This is a genomic window from Chania multitudinisentens RB-25 (genome assembly GCF_000520015.2).
In the GTDB taxonomy this organism is placed as follows: Bacteria; Pseudomonadota; Gammaproteobacteria; order Enterobacterales; family Enterobacteriaceae; genus Chania; species Chania multitudinisentens.
In genome coordinates this window covers 806,315-831,707 of the sequence record NZ_CP007044.2, presented here as the reverse complement: position 1 = coordinate 831,707, position 25,393 = coordinate 806,315, and the positions used below count along the sequence as shown (strand labels likewise).

The following is a 25,393-nucleotide window of genomic DNA, read 5'->3' as shown; positions in this document are numbered from 1 at the left end:
TCAGGGCGGTTTTAAACCGCCACCTTCTTGTCAATCAGCAACAAGGCATTTCCCACCGTACAGGGAAAGGATAATGGCTACCCAAAATCAGGGGCAGCCAGTCTTCTCATCTTTATCATCAAGGAGTCACATGAAAAAGTTTCTTATCGCATTCCCATTACTTCTCCTTTCCGCCTGCAACGACGCAGCAGATATTGAGCGAGTCAAATCCCAGATATTAACGATTGATGAAAGCATCACGTTGGGTGGGGCTTTTGACCATCGTCCCGCTTGTGCAGAAACAGCCTGGATGCAGTATGTCGGTGACAAGGGCAGACCGACAGTTGAATATCGCTGCAAATTCTCTCCTTCAGCAGTTCAACCAGAGTTTCAAAAACAGCTCAAAAGTTGGGTGCAACAGAACACCTATGCGCTCGAGGATATGAGAAAAATGCTGAATGGGGTACAGGAGGAAAAACAGCAGGCACTCGGTGAACTGGGCAAAGCGAAACAACTCTTTGACCGGTTGCAGTCCAGTGGTGATTTGCAGCGCTACCGTGAGCTGGTGAAAGGGTCCCCGGTGGAAACATTCGGGCTGGATAAGGTAAGTAACTATTTCGCCGATATCAGTAGCGATAGCTATATTAACGAGCGCTTCCAGGGTGACAGTTCAGTGAAAACGGTCGTGCCTCGAATTTATCAAGCGGTGACACAGGCTGGTTTTGTCCCCGGCTCTCTGTATAGCGAGCTATGCAGTGACCCGATTGGCCTGGTGCTTGAAGTGTACCCTTCAATGGCAGAGACTGCGCAGCACTTTATCACCTGTCAGGGGGAGATAGCTCAACGCTATCAATATAGAATTGATGATACCAATAAGAAAATATCTGCCACGGAGACATTGCTGAAGAAGATTGACAGGGATATTAAGCTGGTTGGTTTCCAGGAAGTCTATAAGTGGAGTGTCATCGGTAATGAAGACCCTGCAGTATATTTCCATGGTTTTGAACTTGTCGTGAATAATGGCTCTGAACAGCATTACTCTTTGCCATTGAACAGTATTTCAAAAATGGACTTTACTTACGCCTATCGCGGTGAGTTTGATGGGTATTATCAACGTGTATTGACCAACATGATGAGTAACTTGACTCAATAAAACTGTCTATTTTAAATTAAAGGAAATCAATCATGAAGAAGATTGTTATTATGCTATTACTTTTCTGGATAGCCACGCGTGTGTTTGCCTTTGGTGAATCTGGGCAATGGTCCAGTGGCTGGGGGCAAGGGGTGTCAGAATATACGGTCGTCACTCAAAGCGGTGATTCGCTGTATATCGCCTGCAGTGGAGACCGACCGGTCAGTATGACCCTGAAGCTCAAAGGGAAAGAATACGGTTCATACAGCCAGCAGGGTTTTGATTTGATTATCAATGGTACCGAAGTTCAAACGCCGTATGATACCGATTCACGGGTAGGCAGCAATAATTTTACCTACGCCTGGGGTGCTTTGAGAAAGGCAACCCGACTGCAGGCCAAAACCACCGATGGGCAAACGGTTAACCTGCCCGTGAAAGGGGTAGCCGCTGCATTGCCTGCCTGGGGAACACCGGAGTTTGGTTGCACGACAGGGCTGGATTTCTGACGTGCTCAGCCCGATGGTTGCTGCCACCGGGCCAGATATATTTGCCTGCTTATCATTGTTGTTACCATCAGGAAGGTGTTTACCTTCCTATGTTGTTAATTACTGACTCCTTAACACAAGAGGATGTATTAATACTAACGTATTAATACACTTCATAAACCCCCTTCCTTTTATGGTTTCCCCCTTTCGGTTTGTTATCCATAGTATTACGACATTTGTGTAAAAAATAAATTAACCTCAATGCAGTCCAATTCCCTTTCATAGGGGAGTTGGGCCTTATGCTGCTTACAAGGAACAACCCAGTGAAAAGAAATACGACAGAACAACGTATTATTGCCATGGCAATACGGCTTCTGGAAAAGAAGCTGAAAACCAAACCCTTCAGTTTTACCACGTCTGAAAACACCAAAAACTATTTACGGCTGCAACTGGAAAGGCTGGAGCATGAAGCGTTCATGGTGCTGTTCCTGGACAACCAGCACCGTCTGATCGCCTGTGAGACGGTATCCATCGGCACGATAAACCAGACCCCGGTCTACCCACGGGAAATTGTGAAAACGGCGCTCAGCCACAACGCAGCGGCTGTCGTTGTGGCACATAACCACCCCTCAGGCGTAGCAGAACCTAGCGCGGCTGACCGCCATATCACCAAGCATTTGCAGGATGCACTGTCGTTGGTTGAAGTGAGAACCCTTGACCATATCGTTCTGGGCCATGGCGAATCGGTGTCATTTGCCGAACGCGGCTGGCTTTGAGGTTGCATATTAATTAGTCGTAGTTGTGATGTCGCAATATGCATGAGGTATCTTATCCTGCCGCAGTACATGCGGCAGGATTTTAAGTTTTATCACTATCAATCTAAATTTTCATTGGTGTAGTTCTTTTTCTCAATAAAGTTATTTATAGAAAAATAGCTAAAGAGAGACATAAATGTTATAAACATGCAGCCGCTTATTATAAATGTAATAAAGGTTTTTAATCGATGCTCTGGGGGAGATATCATCATCGAGTAAAGTGCGGAGCATGTCACACCAATAAACATCAAAGTTACATAATTAAAGAATTTTGCTAAAATAATTTTGTGTTTAAAGTTTGATGGTTTAATTACTATGGTGGTCGGTGAGCGAGCAAAGGTTTTTGTAATAGGCAACAAAATAAGAACAATGGCGAGTAAGCTCATGAACCAATTTGGTGGGTAATTAGGATTCACCACTCTATCAATTATTGAGTATATCATGGTACCCAAAAGGGACATGCTTAATGCGCTAAGGTATCCTTTCATATGGTGGTAATGAAAATTATTTTCCTCGTTAACTGGTACCAAGTATTGTTTGAATATTATTAACTCTTCCATGTTGAGATAATTATCAGAATGTCATTGTTATTAATTTGAAAAAATATTCAAGTATATTTTATAAGGTTTTGAGGGGGATACTGGTAGATAGGTATATTACTCACGTAATAGACGACAGCTCTCATCCACAAGCTATGAGAACATGGCTAAGTGAGGTTGTGATTTTCAAGTTGTGTGGGTTAAAGCTACCACTAGCATCGTGACACAGGTCCAATACTGGCTGCCACAGTTGCTATGGACAATGATATTTTCTCACCATTGCAGCGTATCAAGACAAGCTATGGAAAAGGTGAACTTGAGCAAAACGCAACCTGTAAGTCTTGCTTACAGGCTCATCTATCAGAGGCTGACGTTAGCAAGCTTTCGATGGTCTTGGCCAAGCATGTTGACTGCAAAACGCATCATCTCTATTTATTTTTGAGGGGATGAGGTAGCCTGTTTGCAGAACCGAAAATGGAGTAAACCATGAACGACCCGCAAGTCACTTTATACTTGTTTTTTATACAAAAAATCGCAAGCAAAAGCATTTGGGGGTACTTGTGGGGGTAACTCAATTTTCCATATTAAATAATTCTTTTTATATCAATTGAGTTTCACTCTAATGCGACTCCTGTGATCGCCATTCGATGTATTCTGAAGTCCACTCAACTCAAATAATCCATTATAATATCAGCAAGTTAAGCAGATTTTACTCTCCTGGTGTCAACCCATGTCTACCCAAATCAAGTGTAGTCTGGGGGCACCATAGGGGGCACTGGCGATGCCCCCATTTTTGAGGTGCCCCCAATGAAGCTAACAGCCCGACAAGTTGAAACTGCTAAACCAAAAGACAAGCCGTACAAGCGGAGGCCTTTATTTACCTTGAAGTAAAAACCAGTGGCTCCCGTTACTGGAAATTGAAGTATCGTTATGGCGAGAAAGAGAAGCGCCTTGCCTTTGGCGTTTACCCCGATGTATCTCTGGCAGAAGCCCGTGACAAACGCGATGTAGCTAAAAAGATTCTGGCTGCAGGTGACGATCCTGGGGAAACCAAAAAAGCGGAGAAGCTCGCGCAGAAACTGAATTCGGAGAACACGTTTGAAGCCGTTGCCCGCGAGTGGCATCAGGCTAAAGCTGACCGGTGGTCACTGCGCTACCGTGATGAAATCATTGATACCTTCGAGAAAGACATCTTCCCTTATATTGGCAAACGACCTATTGCCGATCTCAAGCCGATGGAGTTGCTGGAAGCGCTGCGCAAAATGGAGAAACGCGGAGCACTGGAGAAAATGCGTAAGGTTCGCCAACGTTGCGGAGAAGTGTTTCGTTTTGCCATTATCACCGGTAGAGCTAATTACAACCCTGCTCCCGATCTCGCCAGCGCTTTGGCTACGCTGAAGAAGGTACATTTTCCCTTCCTGACGGCTCAGGAACTGCCCTATTTCCTTAAAGACCTCTCTGGTTATACCGGTACCCTGAGCAAAAGTTTTACCGAAGAAGCCAAATACGACATTGTGATGGCTAATCCACCCTTTACTGGCAGTATCGACAAGGGCGACATCAACGAAAATCTGTAATTGGGCACGACCAAGACCGAGCTGTTATATGTCGAGAATATATACCGCCTGCTCAAGAAAGGCGGCACCGCTGGGGTGATCGTGCCACAAGGGGTGCTGTTTGGTTCTGGTGCGGCTTTCAAAACGCTGCGCCAGTTACTGGTAGACCGTTGCGAACTGAAAGCGGTGATCACTCTGGTCCCTTTGGTTTATATCTGTTTGATACAAATCTCGAACTGCGTGAAGTGATGGCGGCGTTTTACTATTCAGATGCCAAAGGAGCCGACTTTTTTATGTGCATGTAGAAGGTATCTATGGACAGTTTGCCGAATTATCGTCTGCGGACATCCTTCAGTTGCGGAACTGGTATCAAGGCAATAACGACTTAGAGAAAGTTTGCTGCAACGATGTGGGGACACAATTAGTTCGCTATGCAGATATGACTACTACCTACCCCGACTTAAGTAAACATTTAGCAACATTCTTCAAGGGGCCTTATTCGCCATCTCTGTTGGGGTTAGCTGCACTTAGAATAAAAATTGGTGATATCGATGAGCATTACCAATCTTTTGTAAGTACTAACAACGCAGGAAAATGCCCTTTTTGTGGTATTAATGACTTATTCGGTGAATACCACAGTAAGCGCGAGGCTTACGACCACTATCTAACAACTGGCGTTCAATGCTCTCACACAGGTTTGCCCAGTAACGTTGTGCTTCCGGGGTAAAAGTTAGTGTGATCCGGCTCTTGTCGCCCACTGCCAACTTGTTGGTATATTGCACCAACAACCGCTGCAGGTCATGATGATAAGGAGCAAGCCGCTGCCGGTAGTTCTCCATGGTATGTCCGATGCGAGTGCCAATAGTTGATTGTGGGAAGGATATGAAAAAACGGGCCCAAAGCCCGCTGCCCCGAGCCATCTCATGGGATTGTTTTTGGTACTTCTTAAACATTGCATCCTGAACCATCAAGCTTACGCTCAGGCGTGCATCATAAATGGTGTAACTTTCGGATTGGCGACGCGTAACCGAAAGAGGTGCACCATCCCACAAATCGTTAAGTAGCCCCAGGTTCTGCAAGGCCTGGCCACTTAGCAGAATATCACCTTCTGCCGAATGCAGAGCCAATGACCCTCCACCACTGTGCAACAGATCTTGCAACGCCGCTGGCGTGATGTCATTCGCCAACAATTGCACGCGGGTTGGTGGTTTTGGCTCATTGCGTTGATGCGCTATCAGGCGTGCTTTTATTGCATCAGTCGGCTGGTCCTTCTTGGTCTGTTTGGAAAGCTGGCTTTTTAATGCTTTGGATTCCACTTTCCAGGTTTCCAGGTTGAGTGCGTATAGCTGCAAGTCTTCCTGATATTGCATGCTGGCTGAATGCTCGTAGTCATAAACAGGGGCCATAAACAGCTTGTCGACCGTTGATTTGCGTTCACCCGGTTCTGCTACGGTGCAAAAGTTACAAGACACTGGGAAGAGAAGATCCTCTGCGGGGCTGACGTCGATCAAACCCTGGCAGACTAGGGCAAGTGGCGTCAGGGCCGCAGCGACAACCAAAGGCAACGGGGCTTTAGTCTTGTTCTGTACGCTCCAGATAGCGTCACTGATATTGAGTGGCAAACGATTATACGGAATGGGATTTGGGGCAGGTAGAGTGAAGTACGAGCTGTACGTTGGTCTTGGGTAGGGTTGCATTATGTTTTCTTCAGGTTATTGCCGCTTGGGCAGGTCATTTCGTTGGCCATTAGAAAGCACCCTGCGTAATACCTAAATATTTTTTTCTCTTTTTTTTTCATTGAAATACGTTGATTTTCAACGGAGGAAGTGTGTGGACGTCTGGAGACAATAAAGGAATATTTCAGGGATGTTTGGCTGGGTGTAGTGAATCTTGTCATTATTGGTTTTTTAGTGATCTTTCATGTAAATCTACAAATTTCTTAATGTTATTACTCCTCCAACTATCGTTTTTAGCTCAACATTGTGGTAAATCTACGCCCCCATTGATAAGGACTTTGCATGGAGCGCAAGGATGGTCCAGGTTTCAGAGCCCCGCTGTGTTTTCACCGAAGGCAGCATTACCTTGCCTGCCGGATACCGTGAGCAGACCGTCAATATTCTGATCGCCCCCTCTGGACCATCGCTTAACATCTCCCGTGACCAACTGCGCCCCGACGAAGACTTTGCCGCTTACCTGGCCCGCCAGCGTGAGGTGTTGCAAAAAGGTCTACGCAAGTACCAGGCACTCGACGAGCAACCCGCCGTATTGGGCGATGACCTATTTCGGGGCATCACCCTGCTTTCCTGTTACCAGCCGCAAAAAGGCCAGACTCTGCATCAGCGTCAGGCGGTATTCCCGGTTTCTGCTTCCATCGTGCTGATTTTCACGCTGGCGAGCTCCCAGGCCTTGACCGAGCAGGATGAAGCTTTCTTCTCAGCCTGCCTGAGCAGTTACCAACACCCGTAACACCCCATATTTCGACCAAGGACAGGAGCGAATACCATGCTGGAAGCTGCGCGGGTCGGTGATGCCATTGGCCATTCGGGGGCGCTCGCCGGATTGATTGGTGGCACGATTATAGGTGGCCTGATTAACGTGGCCGGGGGCATCCTGGGCGGCATGTTGATTGGTGCCGGGTGTGCCGCTGCCTGTCTTGGCGTGGGTTTTTTGCTGATCGGGGCGGGGATTGCGGTTGGCATGGCAGCTAATGCTTTGGGTGAAAAGGCACGAGATGCCTGTGTTGAGGCAGGGGCCAGTTCGATGAGCCCCAGCGGGGACATCCGAACCGGGTCGGGCAATGTCTTTATCAATGGCAAGGTTGCTGCCGTCGCTACCTTGAGCACCGTTGCTTGTGAAAAGGACAAGGTGCAGCAGGTGGCACAGGGCTCTTCCTCTGTGTTCATCAACGGCCTACCAGCCGCTCGCAAGAACGATAAAACCACCTGCGATGCGACCATTATGGCCGGTTCCTCCAACGTGTTTATCGGAGGTGGTACAACGACCACGGAAAATATCAGCCCGGAAATCCCTGAGTGGGCCTATACCGTTTCCGACCTGACGATGTTTATAGCGGGTCTGGTTAGTGCCAAGGGAGCTGTGGGGCGTGGGCCTGGTGCCGTTCAACGGTTGTTGAGCAAGATACCAGGGGCCGACAAGGTAGCTAGAGTGCTCTGTTGGTTGGGGCCGCTGGCGATAGCCGTTCCAGTGATCGGTATTCTGGCCAACCCGGTAGATGTGACTACCGGGCAAAAATTCCTCAATGATGACGATGACCTGGACTTCACCCTCGATGGTGAATTGCCGTTGTTTTGGCAACGCAGCTATCTCAGCAGCCATGCGGCGGAGAGCGTATTGGGGCCGGGCTGGAGCCTGTTCTGGGAAAGCGAACTGCGACAGGTGGAAGAGGGCATCTTGTGGCGTAACACCTACGGGGATTTTATCCCGTTCCCTGAGGTACCCGTTGGCCATCGTACCTTTTGCCCCGATCAGCAGTGCTGGCTTACGCATAAGGAAGATGGCACGTGGTGTATCAGCGATGCCGGTGAACTGCGTTATCACTATCCGGCCTTCGACGCCGAGGGCCGAGCTCCCCTGAGTGCCATCAGCGATAACGTCGGCAACAAGCAATCCTTCCACTACAACGAACAACGGCAGATGGACCTCATCACCCGTACCGGTGGCCAGGCTCTGCGTTGTGAATATCACCCCGAACTCAATCGTTTAATAGCCGTGTGGCAGCAAACCGTGGCGGGTGAGGTGCAGCGCGTTCGTTACCAGTATAACGAGGTGGGTCAATTGGTCGCGGTGCAACACCGGGGCGAGGCCGCTATGCGTCGCTTTGGCTGGGATGAACAGAACGGTTTGCTGCTATGGCATGAGAATGCCACCGGCTTGCGCTGCGACTACCAGTGGCAGGAAATGGAGGACATCTGGTGCGTCACCGAACACCACACCAGCGCGGGTGACGGCTATCGGCTGACCTATGATGAAGAACGCAATTTGCGTACCGCCACCTACCAGGATGGCAGCCAGGCGGTGTGGGAGTTGGACGAAAACTGTCGTGTCAGACGTTATACCGACCGTACTGGCAACTTGCATCAGATGCTGTGGGATGAAGCCGGACTCCCCGCTGGTTACCGCTCGCCGCTGGGCCACCTGCGCCAATGCCAGTGGGATGAACTGGGCAGGCTGGTGTCGGTCACCGATGCCAACGGTGCCACTACGCGTTGGCAGTATCAACGCAACAGTGATCGGCAGACCTTTGTATTCTGGCCGGATGGCATTGCAGAACGTACCGTCTGGGATGAACAGGGCCGGGTGGTGCAGGAAACCGACCGGTTGCTGCAATCGACGCACTATCACTATCCACACTCCCATACGTTGCTGCCAGACCGCGTCACCGATGCGCGGGGCGGCGAGAGTCACTTAAGCTGGAATAGCCAGGGGCAACTGACAGGCTACACCGACTGTTCGGGTCAGCCCACTGCCTGGCGCTATGATTCGTTGGGGCAACGGATCTCCCGCCGGGATGCGTTGCAACAAGAAACCCGCTACGAATATAACGATGCAGGGCAACTGATCCTGCTGACTCTGCCGGATGGCTCAACGCAGCAGTTTGACTGGTCTGATGCAGGGCTGCTGCTCAGCCATCAGCAGGGGCAAAATCTGCCGCGTCACTGGCATTACAACACACGCGGGCAAACCCTGAGCGCTACCGACCGCCTGAACCGAACTCTGCGTTACGAGTATGACGTGGAAGGCCACCTGCTCAGCCTGGATAACGCCAACGGCGGTATCTATCGTTTTACCCGTGATGCGGAAGGCCGCTTGCAGGAAGAGCAGCGCCCGGACGATACTCGCTACGGTTACCGTTTTAATGCCGATGGGCAGGTTGCCGAAGTCGTACAGCGTGGTACCGCAGACACGGAAGGACATCGCCCGGAGAAAGTCAGTCAACTGACCTACGATGCGACGGGCCAGGTTATTGCACGTCAGACGCAGACCGAGCAGGTCACCTATCAATGGAACCTGATGGGTGGTTTGCTCAGCGCCAGCCGTACACCTACGGAGCAGGGGCAGAAGCTGGGTATCCAGCCCAATACAGTGAGCTTTGAACGGGATGCGTTGGGTCGGGTGACTCGAGAGCATAACGGCGTAGAAGCACTGAGCTATCAGTATGATGCGCTGGGTAACCTGGCCACACTTGGCCTGCCGAACGATGACCAGTTCCAGTGGCTGCATTACGGTTCTGGGCACGTCACTGCCATCCGTTTCAATGACCAGATAATCAGCGAGTTTGAACGCGATGCACTGCACCGTGAGACAAGCCGTACTCAGGGGGCTTTGACGCAGCACCGGCGATATGATCGCCTGGGTCATCGCCAGTGGCAGAGCAGTATCAGCAATCGCCTCACCGACGCACTTACATCCCCAGAGCAAGGGGTTCTGTGGCGAGCTTATCATTATGACGATATGCATGAACTGGCCGCCGTAGAGGACAGCAATCGGGGTATGCTGAGCTATGGCTATGATGTTGAAGGTCGGCTACGTAGTGTCTATTCGGCACAAAGCGATCAGACCTCTGTGCATTATGATCAGGCTGATAACGCCTTGTTACTGCCATTACTGACGCCGAAAAATTCACCGTATGTCCGTGGCAGCCAGCCTTATAGTGATAACCGGTTGACCCGTTGGGAAGAATGGCAGTATCAGTATGATGCCTTCGGCAATATGTCGGTCAGGCAGAAAGGTCCCGGCAGCCAACACTATCGCTATGATGCAGATAACCGCCTGGTGGGGGCGAAAGGTGACGGGCCGAAAGGACTGTTTGAAGCGCAGTACCACTATGACGCGCTGGGTCGTCGATCAAGCAAGGTGGTCATTCTTCGTCAGGAACGGCGTGAGACCCATTTCTTGTGGCAAGGATTGCGGTTGCTGCAAAGTCGTACAGACGAACGCCAGCAAACCTACTGTTATGACCCGAACGAAGCCTACACACCGCTGGCCTGTATTGAACGGCACTACAGTGGGGACAAACTGTACTGGTATCACACCGACCTGAATGGTTCACCACAGGAAGTGACTAATGAACAAGGTGAGATGATATGGTCGGGGCAGTATGGGGTGTTTGGTCAAGTGACACGGCAGACCGATGCGATGTGGCGCAACTTCAGCCAGCCGTTTGGCCGGTTCCGCCAACCACTGCGATATGCCGGGCAATATCTGGATGAAGAGACCGGGCTGCACTACAATACTCATCGGTACTATGCACCTGAAGCAGGGCGGTTTATCACGCCTGATCCGATAGGGCTAATGGGGGGGCTGAATCTGTATGCTTATGCACCGAATCCTCTCATGTGGGTCGATCCATTAGGTCTTAAATGTACCCATTCAGCAAGTAATCCTAAGCAGGCTCACTCAGTTATTAAGGATAAATGGGGTCATCCAATGTCGAAAAGAGACATGCGTGAACTTCAAAATACTGTTGATAGGATTAAGTCAAATAAGCCTCATTACTCAAATGATGGGACAACCTTTGCCAATACGCACTCTATAGGTAATCCGAATAGTCAACGTCTTGATACAGGGAGTGGCCCATATAAAGAATGGACTGTTAAGACCCCTGATCTTGGTGGTAATGGAGCAAGGCGTGTAGTTGTTGACACTAAGACAGGAAAAGCCTATTACAGTCACGATCATTATGATTCATTTATAGAGATCAATCTTGGAGGGTGGAAGTAATGAAGATAGGAAAGAGGGTTAAAATAGATTTTTCCAAGATAAAAACATTAGATGATTTTTACACTGAACTATCAAATTTATTTGGGTTTCCTGATTTTTTTGGTCGGAATATCAATGCTCTGATTGATTGTTTTTTCAGCTTGCGCTATCCGCAGGATGAAATGACAAAAATTCATGTGACAGATTCAGAGTATTTATTAATAGAGTTATATCACTTCTCTTTAGCAACGAACGAAATAAAAGAAACACTAATAGTTACTATTGAAAACGTAAGCTTTAAATGTAAAGAAAAAGGTCAGGAACCTTCGATTGTTTTGTTATTGAAGTGATTTGAAAAGCCGGAGGGATTAGAGTGATATTTTCGGCTTTTTTTAGCTGCTATCTTGGCACAGACCCCGCCTCAGTCAGTGCATTATGGAACTTATGAACGGCGTACTTTAAAAAATAAAAATGAAGGTGATTACAATGTTAGTGAAAAAATATATAATTTCTGGGAGTGACTTATTTGATTTATTTAACTACAAGTTAAGTTGTTTTTTAAACACTAGAAACAAGACAAGGCGTTGGAAAGGCTACTCCTATATAAAATGGGAGGAGGGCGTTTTTGACTTGAATTTAGTTGTAAATAAACTCAAGTTAGATCCAATACGTTGGTTTGATCATTTACCTGATATTGAAGAAAGAAAAAAAGTCATGCTAGAGAGCAAGTTTACTGACAATGACTTTGAATGTATAAAAACCGTACTATCTAGATTTGGATATTTATTTAAGATACAAAAAAAACAATCAGATAAAGACTATCATTTATTCTTTTTTGTAATGCAACTAATTAATATGAAAAATAATAAAAGCGTTGGAGAGAGACGAAATGAATTTATGACTTCATTATGTCAACAGCTTTTATGTGAGCTATTTCTGTGTTATGAAGATTTTTCTCGATTTAGTGTCGATGATGATGGCGTGCTCTTTGAAACTGAGAATATAGGCTTTGTTAACTTAGTTGATATACTTAATCTTCTCTTTTTAGAGAAAAAAACAGATGGCTCATGTGCGTTTGGAACGTTTTACACATCACTCTTGGTTTTTTTGTTTGCAAGTGATAATAAAAAATACCATCTTAACTTCGATGATAAAAATGAAAAATTTATTTACCCGGAAGTTTTCATGGAACATTTAAATGACGAGGCTAAGAAGAATAAACTCTTTAGTCTAATTAATGATGTGTTTAATTTATCTCAGTCATCTAATGAGATTTTTATTTCTAATATGCTACTTATGAATTATATTTTTTATTTCTTAAAGTGTGAGCCAAAAAATATACTCCAAATAAAGCATTGCTTAAATGATGATGTTTTTTTGCGTTTTATTGAGGCAGTAATAAAACGGCGACTGATAATTGGGAGGCATCATTTTAATGATCTGGGTTTAGACGGTTATTTATTAAAAATACAATTAAATGAGACTCAGTTTTACAACATACTACATGAAAAGTAAGTATCTGGAACCGATTGGTTTGGACGGTAGGCTGAATCTTTACCAGTACGTGCCGGGTCAGCTAAACTTCTGGTTACTTGCCGGTATGAATGACATTTGGTTGGGTATAGTGGGTGGAAAATGTCAATGCAGCTAACCCCTGAAAAAGTTGAGTTTAGAATATCGACTACAGATCTTGAAGTTGTCTATACAGAATCAAGTGGTGTAAAGCTAAGACTTGATGTGCAAAGAATCGATGACGTAAAAAGTGAAGTGTATAGAGAAGTTGAGTTAACATTTCTTGTTGTAGCAGAACTGAGATGCATTACTTTAAATTTTTTTGATAATCATTACGATAGCGTTGAAATCAAAGGTAACATTGACAACGAAATTGCTTTCTGGGAAGAAAATGATTATCACCCGAATCCTCAATTTTATCAGGTGGTAAATTCTGATATCCTTGGAAATAAAAATAAGCTATTTGATCCTAATGATCGTCTGGATTTGAAGCATTATCTGATTATAGGCTATGATAGCTACGTAGAGGTTATTGCTTCTTCATATGACGTTAGGTATTTATAGCCTCATGTTTATGGAATGTTAAGCTTATTATTTTACTCGATTTTAAGTCGAGTAAATGTTATTTATCTTAGGTGGTTCACGAAGATGAAATGCTTATCTGATGGTTTTCTATAAGCCGCTAAACGAAAGGGTAATGTATTTTTTTATAGTTGTAGGTCCTCCATTAACATAGTTATCGGAGGGGTGGGGATTTTTTATTGAATTTTTTTGTTGATTAGTTTCGATAATTCATAAATATGGGCTGTTAATGTATTGAACATTTCTTTTTGAACCGTATTAAATGATTTAAAATCTGTCGGCGCGGTTCTTTCCGTAAGCGTCTGGTGATCTCATATTGCTAGCAAAACTCTGCTGCCACATGCTGCCCTCATTCAATACAACGAATCGGCGGTGAAATATGGCAAAACGGTATTCTCACAGTGAGCGGCAACAACATCTCGACGCCTGGAAACAGAGCGGGTTAACCAGACAGCACTATTGTCAGCAGCACGGTTTAAACCCGGTGACCTTCTATTATTGGCTCAAACATCATCGCGATGACGCTACCGTGACCGTTCCCGCCGCTTTTATTCTAGCTCGCCGAGTGATGCCTGGAAATAACGACGCAGATATGGTGACGCTCAACCTCCCCAATGGCTGTTCGGTCAGGTGTCTTCCGACGCAATTGCAGGCGGTGATGCAGGCCCTGTCCCTATGTTAACGCCACACCACATCTGGCTGGCACGGGAGCCCGTCGATATGCGCCGGGGCATTGATACCCTGACGCAATACATTACCGACCACCTGCACCAACCCTGGCAAGGAGAAGCCGCTTTTGTCTTCTGCAACAAGGCGCGCTCGCGTATCAAAGTCCTGCGCTGGGACAAGCACGGCGTCTGGCTGTGTCTTCGTCGTCTTCATCAGGGCCATTTTATCTGGCCCCGACAAGGTGATGTCGCCTTGCCATTTTGTCCTTGAGGATATCAAAGACTATAAATTCAGCATGGGGAAGGCACATATGCATACGGGCTCAATGGCGCGGCGCGACAGGCAATTACTGCTGAGTGTCCTTTGCATTGCTTTTTTGACATTACTGGGCAAGGCTGGCGACAGCATCGGGCTGGAAAGAACAATCAAAGCGAATACGGTCAAAACCCAGAGCTATTCATTTTGGCGACAGGGGTGCATTTACTATGCTTTGCTGCCGGGAATGAAGGAGAGCCAGTTACTCCCCTTGCTGGAAAGGTTCACAATTCTCCTTAATGAGCACACCTTTTTCCGGAAAATACTGGGGGTATTGGTGAACGAGATGTTAATAAGGGGACCTCTAAGAGCAATGTCTGCTTTTGGCACAGGCTGTGTGAAAACTCTGACTAAAAACTGAAGTGCGTAATGCTGTGCAAAATCTGAAATAAATCGGTTGATTAGCAGAGTCAAGTTTTACGGAGGAACACGGTTTTCAGCTCTGTTTTTGGCAGTTTCTGTAACCAAAAACGTTTACACAGCCTGGGCAATTAGCCGACAGTCAAATCAGGTTGAACCTTGATAGAACGCAACGACTGAAGCTAGGGTTATGGGTAAGGCAGTATTTCTTTTGTTTCGTAATACATCTGGTGGGTTATCTCCATTTATAAGTAAGAAGATGATAAAAACGTGTACTCTCATCTGAGCACGTAATGAGTTTAAATGCAGGCTTCTGGCATACTACGCAGATACAGCATTGTAAGTCGGATTAAAGCGGAGGCGGCATGACAGATAAACACTTAACCCAATCCCCGGCAGGTGAATTTGTGATGTTTGCCAGTGGTGATGGAAAAGTGCGCGTTGAATGCCGCTTTGAAAGCGATACTTTGTGGCTATCCCAGGCAATGATCTGCGAACTATACGGTAAAGCTAAAGCAACTATCAGCGAACACATCAAGAATATCTTTGAAGACGGTGAGTTGAACGAAAATTCAGTTGTTCGGTTTTACCGAACAACTGCCAGTGACGGGAAAAACTATCAGGTTCAATATTTTAGTTTGCCGATGATACTCGCTGTTGGCTATCGCGTCCGCTCAGCCCGAGGCACCCAATTCCGCCAGTGGGCGACCCAAACGCTCCAGGAATACCTGATCAAAGGTTTTGTGATGGACGATGAACGGCTGAAAAATCCGCCTGTGGGTTCATCAACTGTTCCTGACTACTTCGACGAGATGCTGGAACGCATCCGTGATATTCGTGCCAGCGAGCGGCGGGTTTATTTGCGGGTTCGGGAGATCTTCGCGTTAGCCGCCGACTATCAACCGTCACTCAAAGAGACAACGCTGTTTTTTCAAACCATCGAAAACAAGCTGCATTTTGCCTGTACTGGTCATACTGCTGCTGAACTGATCCATCAACGTGCTGACGCCAGCCAGCCCCATATGGGCTTGAGCAGCTATAAAGGTGAAGAGGTGCGTAAAAGCGATGTGACGGTGGCGAAAAACTACCTCAACCAGGATGAAGTCAGCGAACTTAACCGCGTGGTCAACATGTGGCTGGATTTTGCCGAAGATCAGGCCCGGCGTCGCCAGCAGGTGTTCCTGCGTGACTGGCAGGAAAAGCTGGAACAGTTCCTGCAATTTAATGACCGCGAGGTTCTACAAGGTGCTGGTACCGTCAGTAAGAAAACGGCAGATGAAAAAGCGCAGGCTGAATACGTCCAATTTGCTGAGCAGCAACGGCGCTTAAAAGAAGCTGAAGGGGAAAAGGATATCGCCAGTTTACTACAGTGGAAAACCGACACTAAAAAATAGCCTTTCATCTCCCTAGTTTCCATAAGCAAAATCATTTGGGGGCATAATAGGGGGCACCAACAAAAATCCAACACGATAAATCTAAGTAAATTCAATAGTACTAGCTATCAAATGCGACCCCTGTGAGGCACGAAAATACGAAATTGCGTGTTGTTGTGGCATGGTAGAGTGTGGGGTGCCCAAAGAGCGATTAGAGGTTTACGCTATGCAACGAATTGATTTTTATATGATAGATGCCTTTAGCAACACTACTTTTGGCGGTAATGCCGCAGCAGTATGTCCGCTCACAGAATGGTTGCCTGACGAGACATTATTGAAAATGTCTAAGCAACATAACCAGTCAGAAACAGCATTTTTTGTCGCAAATGATAATGGCTTTGAGTTGCGATGGTTTACCTCCCTAGCTGAAATAAATCTGTGCGGACACGCCACACTGGCAGCTGCGCACGTTATCTTTGAACATCTTGATTACCAAGACACGACTATTTATTTTGATACCCGATTTGTTGGCCCACTGACGGTGACACGCAACGGTGAATGGCTGACGCTTGATTTTCCTGCCTGGGAAACCAAACCCGTCATGCCGCCCTCATTATTGCTGGAAACGTTGGGTATCACGGAATGCAAAGAAGTGCGCGTGGCGCGTGATTACTTGGTAGTAATGGAGAATCAACAGCAGGTAGAAGCTGTACGCCCGAATATCAATGCCATGATTCCTATGGGAAAAATGGTTTGTATAACAGCTCCTGGTGACAGGGAATATGATTTTGTTAGTCGTTTCTTCTGCCCAGGCGAAGCTGTAGCGGAAGACCCTGTTACAGGTTCGGCGCATAGCATGCTCATTCCTTACTGGGCTGAAAAACTGAATAAAACGCAGATGTTGGCGCATCAGGGATTTGATCGTGGTGGGGATTTACGCTGCCAACTAGTGGGTGATCGCGTTTACATCGGCGGGCAGGCGACAACGTATCTGATTGGCAAAGTGCTATTGCGCTAGAATTTCCAGAATATAAGGTCTGCTGTCAGCTCGAAGCTGCCCTATGACGGCTTCGAGCGAAGCGACCTTACATTGTGGTATGTTAGACAACACTGAGCAGTTTGATTTGGAAAAACAGGATGTCCTCCCAGTGAAAGCTAACAATTGCCTGACCTGCGGTCAGTCCAGGTGCAGGAAAGATCAGCAACGAAACGGTAGATGAAAAAGCGCAGGCTGAATACGTTCAATTTGCCGAGCAGCAACGCCGTTTAAAAGAAGCTGAAGGGGAAAAAGATATTGCCGGTTTGCTACAGTGGAAAACCGGCACTAAAAAATAGCCTGCATGCCCCCGCTCTCTACAAGCAAAAGCATTTGGGGGCATCAACCAAAATTCAACCAGATAAAACTAAGTAAATTCAATAGCGCTAGCTATCAAATGCGGTCTCCTGTGATCGGCTAAAACCTAGCCAATCCGTTTTCATTTCTTGCACTGCCTGTTGCTCTCTGCCAGTCAACTGCCGATAGATTTCAGCCATTTGTTGATCAACAACATCCTTTTCTTCGATATTTATCTCACTGAGGTGATCATGTGCCCCATACAGCGATTCGTGCAACCAGAGCCACGCAGTTTCGGACGAATGCAGTTCAAACGCGGGGTTAAGATACAACTGGGCAATCATGTATTGAGCGTTTGCATTTCCTTCCTGTGCGGCAAGGTTTAAATAGAAGTAAGACTGTTGCAGGTCATAATGACTGCTGGTAACGGTTTCATATATATTGCTCAGGTAATAGCATGCAGAGTGGCGACGGTCATCATCCGTTTTTTCGAGTTCAATAACCCGTTGCAGATAATTAATGGCTTTTTCATGGTGGCCTTCGATATTTTCATTAAAATAATGGATAAGCCCGATCATAGATAATAATGGTATATAGTCAGGGTTATCTTCAAGCGCCATTACCCCCCAATAGCACGCTTCATTACTGGCATATTGGGCATCTGTACTCAGCGATTCACCTTCATCAAGAGAGAAATAAGCGTCCAGCGCCACCTGCCCATATATTGCAGCCAGTCCTTGCTGCGCATTACGGTTATTCATTTTTGCACTGACATTAAACCAGTGTAATGCGAGCTCTTCATTGACGGGAATACCGTTATCACTCGCGTAATACTCCATCGCAACAACCAGCTTTTGCTCGTCATTACCGGCTTGTGCAGCCTTTTCGAGCCAGTACTCTGCCTGCGTAAACTGATCCTGGCGAGCGAAAAGCAGTGCCAGATTGAAACAGGACTGGAAAAACCCTTTCTCTGCCGACTTTAGGTAGTAATGAGCTGCCTGCTCAAGATCAGCCTCTACACCAAGGCCTTTCTCATGCATCCAACCAAGATGATGGATGGCAACGATGTTTTCCTGTTCTGCTGCTTTGTTGTACCACTCCAAGGCCGCATTATAGTCTGGATTTATCGCTAATTCAGACCCGTTAAAACAGAATAGATCGCCAACTTTGCGCTGTGCTTCTGAATCCCCTTGTTTTGCCGCCTCCATATACCATTTAAGGCTGAGAAGCCGATCTTCGGGCAAACCTGACGAGCCGCTCTCGTAAGCTTCTCCCAAGATATATTGGGCTTTCATTTGACCTTGTTCTGCCAGCGGTAAACAGAGTTGTACAGCGGCCTGTTGATCCTGTTCAATTCCCAATCCTTGATAGAGGCAGTAGGCAAACCAGTTTTTAGCCTCCATATGCCCATCATCGGCAGCACGTTTAAACCAGTAAACTGCTTGCTGGTTGTTTTGTTCTATATCTTCACCGTTATATAGCACTACTGCGTAAGCAAAAGCTGAGTGGGTATGGCCGAGTTCTGCTGCTGCATGAAATTGTCGGGCCGCCTCATAGGGATTGAACCCGTAACCTTCGCCAGTTTGATACATTCTGGCGAGCATGTAGCGAGCATCATTATCATTGTCGTTTTTTACGGATAAATGGAAATAGCGCAAAGCCTGTCGTAAATTACGTGGAGTTCCTCGTCCATCATAATAAGCCAGGGCAAGATTATAATAGGTCCCTGGGATATGATTTTCTGCACCAAGTTTTAACCAAAACATCATTTTTTCGTATTGTTGCTGCGAGTTGTAAATATCGATTAAATAAATTATTGGCCGAGCAGATAGGAAGTGGGCCAACGGTTCCAACCTCTCTGTCACCCGATCATAATCTTCATTGGCAAATGCCTTAAAACCAGCATAGGCACTTTGCGTTGCCGATAATAAACGCATGGCTTTAAAACCTTTCACCCTGAACAAGCGCCACTTTAATGTTTTTAACAGGTGACAAAAGCCCTTATCTTTGTAGATATGATATTGAACTGCATTACCGAGGTGTGAGGCGGCGGCCGTCCAGTCATTATCACGTAATAAGGCGATGTATCCCTGCGCAATATAATAGACGCCTTGCCAGAAGGTGCGGGTAAGAGAGTCAAAAGCGACTTCATCCAGTAGACTCGCAATCTGGGCGGGTGCGGCGCCCTGATGTATCAGCGCGGCACAGTGCCAGATGGCGTTTTCTGCTTCGTCCGGCTGTAACTGATGAGCTAACTTGGCGACGCGCAGAATAAGATCTTTATTCTTGCGCTCACACAATAATGAGGTCAACAGATTAGATAAGCACCAAGGGCGAATATCTTCTCTTTGCCAATCATGCATCCAATCAATCGTTTCTTGCGTGAGCTCGTGGCAATTGAGCGCATAACTGACCTTGGCATGCGCAATAGGATCGGCTCTGAGGATGTGACCGTACCGCTGTATAAAGCTGAGTAAGTAGGGAACCTGCTGTTTGTCACTCCAATTGCCAATAGAGGATAAAATCTCTCTGGCAAGTATTGCTTTATTACCCGAGCATTTCTGCATGACTGCATCAATAATCGGCTTCTGCATCTCACTCAGTTTGTGCCGCTGCAACCACCAATCCATTGCTATCCAGGCAGCTTCCTGGCATTCCAACAGGATGTTTTCAATACCCTCATCCAGTAGATGCAGCTTTTCTACCGCCGTCAGTAAGGTTAAAACGGTCTGCCAGTTATTTTCGTTATTCGACATCTCGAAGTCGGCAATAAATAGATGAATTCCCGCATGCAGCATCAAGTCGTCATGGATTTTTAATCCAAGTTTGAGTGTCCGTAGGCCACTATCACCGTCACTGACGTATTTTGTGATGACATCCAGTGTCTGTTTGGCTGCGCTAAAATCATCGTTTTCAAACTGTATATCGAAGAGATTATTGGTAGCAAAAGAGTAACTCGGGCTGAGTGCAATGGCTTTTTCCAGATAGGGAATGGCGGCGTTTTTATCCTGTTTTAAGATATGGGCGTGGGCAACATAACCAAGAGATACATAGTCATCAGGGCGTAATCTGGTTAATTGCTGGCTGGCATACAGATAGCCCTCAGCATTTTTAATCTCGTCATGGCGGTAGAGATCCGCCAGAGCATACCAAAGCGCACTATCATCCGGTATTGTCTGAACCGTGCTTTCCAGCATATTAATCGCTTCGCGCCGTTGCTCCAAAGCGACCAGCCTCTTGGCTGTAAGAACCTGAATCACCGCTGGAACATATCCCCCCCAATAGGTTTCCGCCAAATAAGGGAGCATTTCATCAAACCGCTCCATTTCCAGAAGTAACTCCAGATAACGTTCGTGTCCGTGAACATGGCGCGGAAAAAGCTGAACAAATCGGGTATAGATATCTTCTCTCTGTTCATCAGAAGAGAGCGTTATCAAGGCAAGCCATGCATGCTCATTTTTGGGATGCAGCGTCACTAGGCGTTGTGCTAGCTGGTGGGCTCTTAGCGGTTGCTGATTTTTCTCTCCGTACTCTTTTAAACGCGCCCAGCACCAATTATCATCCGCATTTTGTGTTAACTGCTGTTCGAGCCTGACTAGGGCAGCTTCACTTTCATTCTGCTGCCACAGTAGATAAATAAGCCATGCATTCAATTCATTGTGGTTAGGGACTGCTGCTACACCCAGTTCCAATTGTTGGCGGGCCAGATTTAAATCAAGACCATCATCTTGGCTATTCTTCCGCAGCCAATATAAAAGAGCAGGGGTATTAATCGGCCGATCCGCAGATAAACTGTCAGTGATATGCTGAATCAGTGGCTCCTCCAGCGCCAATTCCTCAATTATCCAGTTGCTTTCTCGCCAGCGTTGATCGTCAATTTTTTTATGAGTGATCCGCTCTATCAATAAACTTTGTTGCAGTGCCTCATCTTTTGTTTTTTCTGCGAGTTTCAGCCCACAACCAATCACTAGATGAACACGCTGCTGCTGTAATGCCCACAACGCTTTCGCTTCGTCGATTTCCTCTGCCTGGAGCAGTAAGTCAAAAAGCTGAGTCAGGGCATAGGCGTATTCAGGTTCATATTGCAACGCTTGCCGGTAATAGTGTTTGGCTTCTTCCAGTTTCCCCAAGTGGTGATAAGCGGCAGCAAGGTATCCCCCTAATGCAACAGCAGACTCAGGCTGTAATCTGACCATATTCTCGGCAGCAGTCAGAAATGCTGCCCAATCTTCATTTTTCTCCAGCCAGTCAGCCAGCGTTTGCCACAGTGTATAACGCTCAGGATCTTCGGCTAAAAGAGCCTGCGCTTTCTCTATGGCAAGCTGGTGCTGCCCCAGCATATAGAGCTGGCGTGCACGGAATATTTCTATCCTTAAAGGCGGGCGCTCACCCCAAAGCTCAGGGCTGAAATGACGGGACATCTCATCGTAACGCCATTGCTCAAACAATAGGTTAAGGTAGGCCTCATGTCCGGCAATATGGCGTGGCGACAGTGTTAATACGGTTTGCAAGGCCCTTTCTTTCTCTTCCTGAAGCGGGGTGTATTGTGCAAGAGCCAGATGGGCAGCCACATCGTTGGGCCGTTGTTGAGCAATCTCTTGAGATAGCTGATAAAGGCAGTTTTCATCATTAAGATAGCGTGTGTATTGATGCAGAGTGTTCCAGGCCCAATCACTGTCCGTATCCTGCCAGATGGCCTGCGTCAGTGCCTGGATGGCGGCTTGGGGCTTATCTTGCCGCCATAGCACAATGCCTTTTAAAGTCATCAAGTCGCTACTTTCAGGCGTTAAGTTGAGACTTTGTTCCAGTAACTCGTAAGCAGCTTCCAGTCCGTTATCCTGATTGATATAGACCCGTACCGCGAGTTGCACCGCCTGTTCTGACCAGGGGTCCAAACGTAACACCTGTTTCAGTGACCGCAGACATTCGTCGTAGCGTTGTTCAGAGAAAAAGATCTGAGCAAGTTCGTAAGGGATTTCAGATAGTAACGGGAAATCGCTTATCACCGCCTCAAGCAATGTGACTGCTTCTTCAAAACGTTGCATTCTGATCAACTGGCGGGCAACGGCGACCCTGCTTTGCCAGAGGTTCATATATTGCTGGTGGAACAGTTCCAACTGATCAAGCAAAGCATTTGGCGATAGCGAGTGTTGCCCAATATCCTGCAATGTTAACAGCGCATCCCCGTGGCTATTTTGCACCTGAAGCTGCTGGCAGAAAAAAGTCACCTCCTCGATTCTGTCGTCAAGAGAGTGGCAGTCATGCATGAGCTGATAAGCGGGAAAGTCTTGATCGATATCCAGACACAGGGCTTGACGATAGAAGTGGCGCTTATCCGCCTTGTTACCTCTTTGCGCGGCAAGGAAACCTTGGGCAATAACGGTTTCAGGCTCGTTCGGGGCGAGCTGCACGGCCCGCAAGACAACCTCCTGAGCTTCTTCGAATCGTTTTCCTGCGCTTAAACAATAGGCCAGCTCACGAATGGCCCATTGATAATCTGGATCTATATCTAGCAAATGGCGCAATGCCGCTTCAAGCCGCTCATCGGGGTTCTTTTTCAGCCAGAAGGCATACAGACTATTCAACTGTTTATGATGAGGAAAGCGAGCGGCGGTGGTTTTCAACCATGCCAGGGTTGTTTCTCGCCCATGCAAAATATCGAGTTTCCGGGCGATTTTATTATGCAGGTTGCTATTGAAAGGTTCGAGTTCTGAGGCTTCTTGCAACAATGCCAACGCGGTTTGGTTATCACCACCGCTACGTAATAACACTGCTTCTCTGGTTTGCAACCATTGGCTACGGTTACAAAGCGGCCTGCTTTTCTCTAACAACGCCTCTGCTTTTGCTTGTTCTCCTGCCCGGCTCCACATGTTGGCGGTAAAAAGTAACAACCGGCTGTCGGAGGAGTGCCGCTCTGTGGCTTCTGTCAGTAAAGGCAGCGCTTCATCCATCCGCCCCAGTTTTTCATATTGTTCACACAGGGTGATGGTAGGAAGCGAGGAGTACTGACCTAGTTGGTAGTGGCGTTGTTGCAGGTAGTTCAAGCCAGCATCAGTTTGTTTCAGGCAGTGAAGTGCCTGAAAATAACGTTCAGCGGCAGATTCATTGGTATATTGCAGCGTACTGGCGTGGCGGTAATATTGCAGTGCTTCACTACGCTGCTGCTGTTTCCAGCGCAGGTTGGCAAACTGTGTCCAAACAGTGCTCTCTTGGGTATCAGACTGCCGCATGACCCGGCGTAAGATATGTTCACTTTCAGCATAGCTGGCGTGGTGCTTTTGCAATTGAGCAGCCAGGTTGAGCTGAATATAAGGGTTGTCTGGATTACGCCGGTTAATTTCTTCAACCCATTGTTGGTATTCCCTTTTTGTTTTCAGCTCCTCAAATAGACTGGCTTTGGATAATTGCCTGCGGGTGTCATTCGGGTAACGTTCTAAGATCTTTTCTTCGATTTTTAATGTGACGGATGGATTGGAGTCATAGCTGGCGATGGTGCGTTCAGCCTGTAACGCCAATAGATGATCTGGTGCAGTTTCGCGTAATGCCAGGCAGGCACGTAATGCACGTGGCCGATCGTGGATGTCAAGTGCCGAATTGACTTCGTGCAGCCCATCCCACAGGGCTTTATCAGGCAAGTTGAGCCCTGCCAATCTTGCTTTTTGGCTGGCTGGCACCAATACCATACCGCGTATGCCATAAGGAGCTTCAGAGTAAAAAAGATCTTCGGCTTCAAATTCAACCTGTAAACGGCGATAGGGATCGCGGCAAATCAGGGTTTTCCTCAATGGGCTATAACCAATTACGGTTTGTAAATGTGCAGACGTGGTCTCTGTTGTTGTGAGCGTGAACGGGATCTCTTTATCAATCAGCAAACAGGCACTGTTCCAGTCAATGGTAAATTCGTGCGCGATCCACCCTTGATTTTCCGCCCATTTCCTCTCTGAGTAATGGCTGGTACCGTCGTAGCAAATTTCATCTGCGATGGAAAGGTGGTCAGCTGGCTCCCCCCAATAATGGGCTATTACGGTTAACGTGGCGGGAACGCAGGTTTTATGGTGTTGACGAATGAACGCCACATCCAGCAGCTTCTGGGGCTGAAAGCTTTCTGCCTGGAGTAAGCGGGCTGAAATATCTCGATAGGCTACCAGATGGTTAGCCGCCATCTTTCCCTGTTCTTGTGCCATCGGCAGGTCACCGATGATACAGCTAAGATCGCAGCGCATTGCGCTTATCCAGGCAGGCAGCGCCGAAGGATCCAGTTTTGTCAGCTCGGGGGGTAAGCACTGTGCTAACTGATTCAGACTTTCTATGGCTTGCGGATACTGTTTGAGCTCCAGTTGCAGAATGATCAGTTCACACATCATCTGGACGTTTTGCGTTTTAGCAATAAACTGCTGGAGAGAAGCCAGCGCCCGCTTTTCTTGGCCACACAGGGTGAGAATATGGGTCAGTTGCTGATGGCAAAGATAGCTATCTGGATATTGAACAAAACTCGACTCAGCGATCCGCAGGGCTTCTTCGTAGTGGTCTTGCATCTGGGCAAGTGTCGAACAATGGTGAAGAACGGCAGGATGATTGGGGCAAAGACGGGAGGCTGAGTCCGCGTATTGCTGCGCCTGGGTGAAGTCCCTTACGTAAGCATAGATATTGCTCTGGAAAAGTAGCCATGCTATCAGGCTTTCTGTCTCCGCCTCTGGCGGAGGTACAAGGGTGTTAATCCACTCAAAGGTGTAGAGCGCTCCCCGGCGTGCAAGCATCAACTGGCCGTAACGTACAATCAACGCATGATGATTGGGATAGCGCTGATAGCCTCTCCTCACTAATACCTGATAGATCCTGCGGAGGCCAAAATGGGAAGCTATCTGGCATGCCAACTCCTGGCCTTCTGCACCGGGCCAATTCCCCAAAGGACCAAAGGCAGCAATGCCCTGCTCCCAGGCGGCAATATGGTAACCGTTATCACATAACTGATTGAGTTTTTGGATCACCAAAGAACCAGATGGAGCTGTCATTGTGCTGTATG

General features: G+C 47.2%; 16 protein-coding genes and 2 pseudogenes. 16 read left to right on the top strand and 2 right to left on the bottom strand.

Annotated elements, in window-relative coordinates; translation table 11 throughout:
- The first annotated feature begins 130 nt into the window (after positions 1–130).
- The 5 genes and pseudogenes from Z042_RS03610 (at position 131) to Z042_RS26465 (ending at position 4,755) form a co-directional block, all read left to right on the top strand.
- Positions 131–1,132, top strand: coding sequence for a hypothetical protein (locus Z042_RS03610; protein WP_024912832.1), 1,002 nt, complete (start codon positions 131–133; stop codon positions 1,130–1,132).
- Between the two features lie 32 nt (positions 1,133–1,164).
- Entirely contained in the window at positions 1,165–1,617 is a 453-nt protein-coding gene (locus tag Z042_RS03605) for a hypothetical protein (RefSeq protein WP_024912831.1), read from the top strand.
- A gap of 338 nt (positions 1,618–1,955) precedes the next feature.
- Positions 1,956–2,372, top strand: coding sequence for a JAB domain-containing protein (locus tag Z042_RS03600; protein WP_417903530.1), 417 nt, complete (start codon positions 1,956–1,958; stop codon positions 2,370–2,372).
- Between the two features lie 1,385 nt (positions 2,373–3,757).
- Positions 3,758–4,428 (top strand): annotated as a pseudogene (locus tag Z042_RS03590) (tyrosine-type recombinase/integrase); the annotation flags it as partial.
- Between the two features lie 99 nt (positions 4,429–4,527).
- The gene (locus Z042_RS26465; protein WP_024912828.1) at positions 4,528–4,755 is read left to right on the top strand and encodes an N-6 DNA methylase; all 228 of its coding nucleotides are present in this window, start codon (positions 4,528–4,530) and stop codon (positions 4,753–4,755) included.
- 362 nt (positions 4,756–5,117) lie between these two features.
- On the opposite strand, the gene Z042_RS03580 is transcribed toward Z042_RS26465, so the two are convergent.
- Positions 5,118–6,203, bottom strand: coding sequence for a YfjI family protein (locus Z042_RS03580; protein WP_024912827.1), 1,086 nt, complete (start codon positions 6,201–6,203; stop codon positions 5,118–5,120).
- Positions 6,204–6,537: 334 nt separating this feature from the next.
- Between Z042_RS03580 and Z042_RS03575 the strand changes: the two genes are divergently transcribed.
- The 11 genes and pseudogenes from Z042_RS03575 to Z042_RS25545 all read left to right on the top strand — a co-directional run.
- Positions 6,538–6,972, top strand: a complete 435-nt coding sequence (locus tag Z042_RS03575) for a DUF1795 domain-containing protein (protein WP_024912826.1) — start codon at positions 6,538–6,540, stop codon at positions 6,970–6,972.
- 36 nt (positions 6,973–7,008) lie between these two features.
- A complete protein-coding gene (locus tag Z042_RS03570; protein ID WP_024912825.1) occupies positions 7,009–11,247 on the top strand; it encodes an RHS repeat-associated core domain-containing protein in 4,239 nt (1,412 codons plus the stop codon).
- Entirely contained in the window at positions 11,247–11,576 is a 330-nt protein-coding gene (locus Z042_RS03565; protein WP_024912824.1) for a barstar family protein, read from the top strand. The genes Z042_RS03570 and Z042_RS03565 overlap by 1 nt, the downstream gene beginning before the upstream one ends.
- A gap of 136 nt (positions 11,577–11,712) precedes the next feature.
- Positions 11,713–12,741: a hypothetical protein gene (locus Z042_RS03560; RefSeq protein ID WP_154666872.1), complete on the top strand. Its 1,029-nt coding sequence runs from the start codon at positions 11,713–11,715 to the stop codon at positions 12,739–12,741.
- Between the two features lie 126 nt (positions 12,742–12,867).
- Complete coding sequence (locus Z042_RS03555) at positions 12,868–13,302, top strand: hypothetical protein (protein ID WP_154666871.1); 435 nt, start codon at positions 12,868–12,870, stop codon at positions 13,300–13,302.
- Between the two features lie 397 nt (positions 13,303–13,699).
- On the top strand, positions 13,700–14,002 hold the full coding sequence (gene tnpA / locus Z042_RS03550) for an IS66 family insertion sequence element accessory protein TnpA (protein ID WP_024912821.1): 303 nt from the start codon (positions 13,700–13,702) through the stop codon (positions 14,000–14,002).
- A complete protein-coding gene (gene tnpB, locus Z042_RS24745; RefSeq protein WP_071882784.1) occupies positions 13,996–14,259 on the top strand; it encodes an IS66 family insertion sequence element accessory protein TnpB in 264 nt (87 codons plus the stop codon). The genes tnpA and tnpB overlap by 7 nt, the downstream gene beginning before the upstream one ends.
- Before the next feature lie 40 nt (positions 14,260–14,299).
- Positions 14,300–14,665 carry a hypothetical protein gene (locus Z042_RS03540; RefSeq protein WP_154666870.1) on the top strand — a complete coding sequence of 122 codons (366 nt, stop codon included), beginning with the start codon at positions 14,300–14,302 and terminating at the stop codon, positions 14,663–14,665.
- A gap of 364 nt (positions 14,666–15,029) precedes the next feature.
- On the top strand, positions 15,030–16,058 hold the full coding sequence (locus tag Z042_RS03535; protein WP_024912818.1) for a virulence RhuM family protein: 1,029 nt from the start codon (positions 15,030–15,032) through the stop codon (positions 16,056–16,058).
- Positions 16,059–16,263: 205 nt separating this feature from the next.
- A complete protein-coding gene (locus tag Z042_RS03530; RefSeq protein ID WP_024912817.1) occupies positions 16,264–17,055 on the top strand; it encodes a PhzF family phenazine biosynthesis protein in 792 nt (263 codons plus the stop codon).
- Between the two features lie 158 nt (positions 17,056–17,213).
- A pseudogene (locus Z042_RS25545) lies at positions 17,214–17,372 on the top strand (hydroxyacid dehydrogenase); the annotation flags it as partial.
- An 87-nt stretch (positions 17,373–17,459) separates the two neighbouring features.
- Here the strand turns inward: Z042_RS25545 and Z042_RS03525 are convergent.
- Positions 17,460–25,382, bottom strand: a complete 7,923-nt coding sequence (locus Z042_RS03525; RefSeq protein ID WP_024912816.1) for a tetratricopeptide repeat protein — start codon at positions 25,380–25,382, stop codon at positions 17,460–17,462.
- Positions 25,383–25,393 lie beyond the last annotated feature (11 nt).

Coding starts and splice junctions, on each gene's coding strand:
- Z042_RS03610 (WP_024912832.1), top strand. CDS start 131: ATGAAAAAGTTTCTTATCGCATTCCCATTACTTCTCCTTTCCGCCTGC.
- Z042_RS03605 (WP_024912831.1), top strand. CDS start 1,165: ATGAAGAAGATTGTTATTATGCTATTACTTTTCTGGATAGCCACGCGT.
- Z042_RS03600 (WP_417903530.1), top strand. CDS start 1,956: ATGGCAATACGGCTTCTGGAAAAGAAGCTGAAAACCAAACCCTTCAGT.
- Z042_RS03580 (WP_024912827.1), bottom strand. CDS start 6,203: ATGCAACCCTACCCAAGACCAACGTACAGCTCGTACTTCACTCTACCT.
- Z042_RS03575 (WP_024912826.1), top strand. CDS start 6,538: ATGGTCCAGGTTTCAGAGCCCCGCTGTGTTTTCACCGAAGGCAGCATT.
- Z042_RS03570 (WP_024912825.1), top strand. CDS start 7,009: ATGCTGGAAGCTGCGCGGGTCGGTGATGCCATTGGCCATTCGGGGGCG.
- Z042_RS03565 (WP_024912824.1), top strand. CDS start 11,247: ATGAAGATAGGAAAGAGGGTTAAAATAGATTTTTCCAAGATAAAAACA.
- Z042_RS03560 (WP_154666872.1), top strand. CDS start 11,713: ATGTTAGTGAAAAAATATATAATTTCTGGGAGTGACTTATTTGATTTA.
- Z042_RS03555 (WP_154666871.1), top strand. CDS start 12,868: ATGCAGCTAACCCCTGAAAAAGTTGAGTTTAGAATATCGACTACAGAT.
- tnpA (WP_024912821.1), top strand. CDS start 13,700: ATGGCAAAACGGTATTCTCACAGTGAGCGGCAACAACATCTCGACGCC.
- tnpB (WP_071882784.1), top strand. CDS start 13,996: ATGTTAACGCCACACCACATCTGGCTGGCACGGGAGCCCGTCGATATG.
- Z042_RS03540 (WP_154666870.1), top strand. CDS start 14,300: ATGCATACGGGCTCAATGGCGCGGCGCGACAGGCAATTACTGCTGAGT.
- Z042_RS03535 (WP_024912818.1), top strand. CDS start 15,030: ATGACAGATAAACACTTAACCCAATCCCCGGCAGGTGAATTTGTGATG.
- Z042_RS03530 (WP_024912817.1), top strand. CDS start 16,264: ATGCAACGAATTGATTTTTATATGATAGATGCCTTTAGCAACACTACT.
- Z042_RS03525 (WP_024912816.1), bottom strand. CDS start 25,382: ATGACAGCTCCATCTGGTTCTTTGGTGATCCAAAAACTCAATCAGTTA.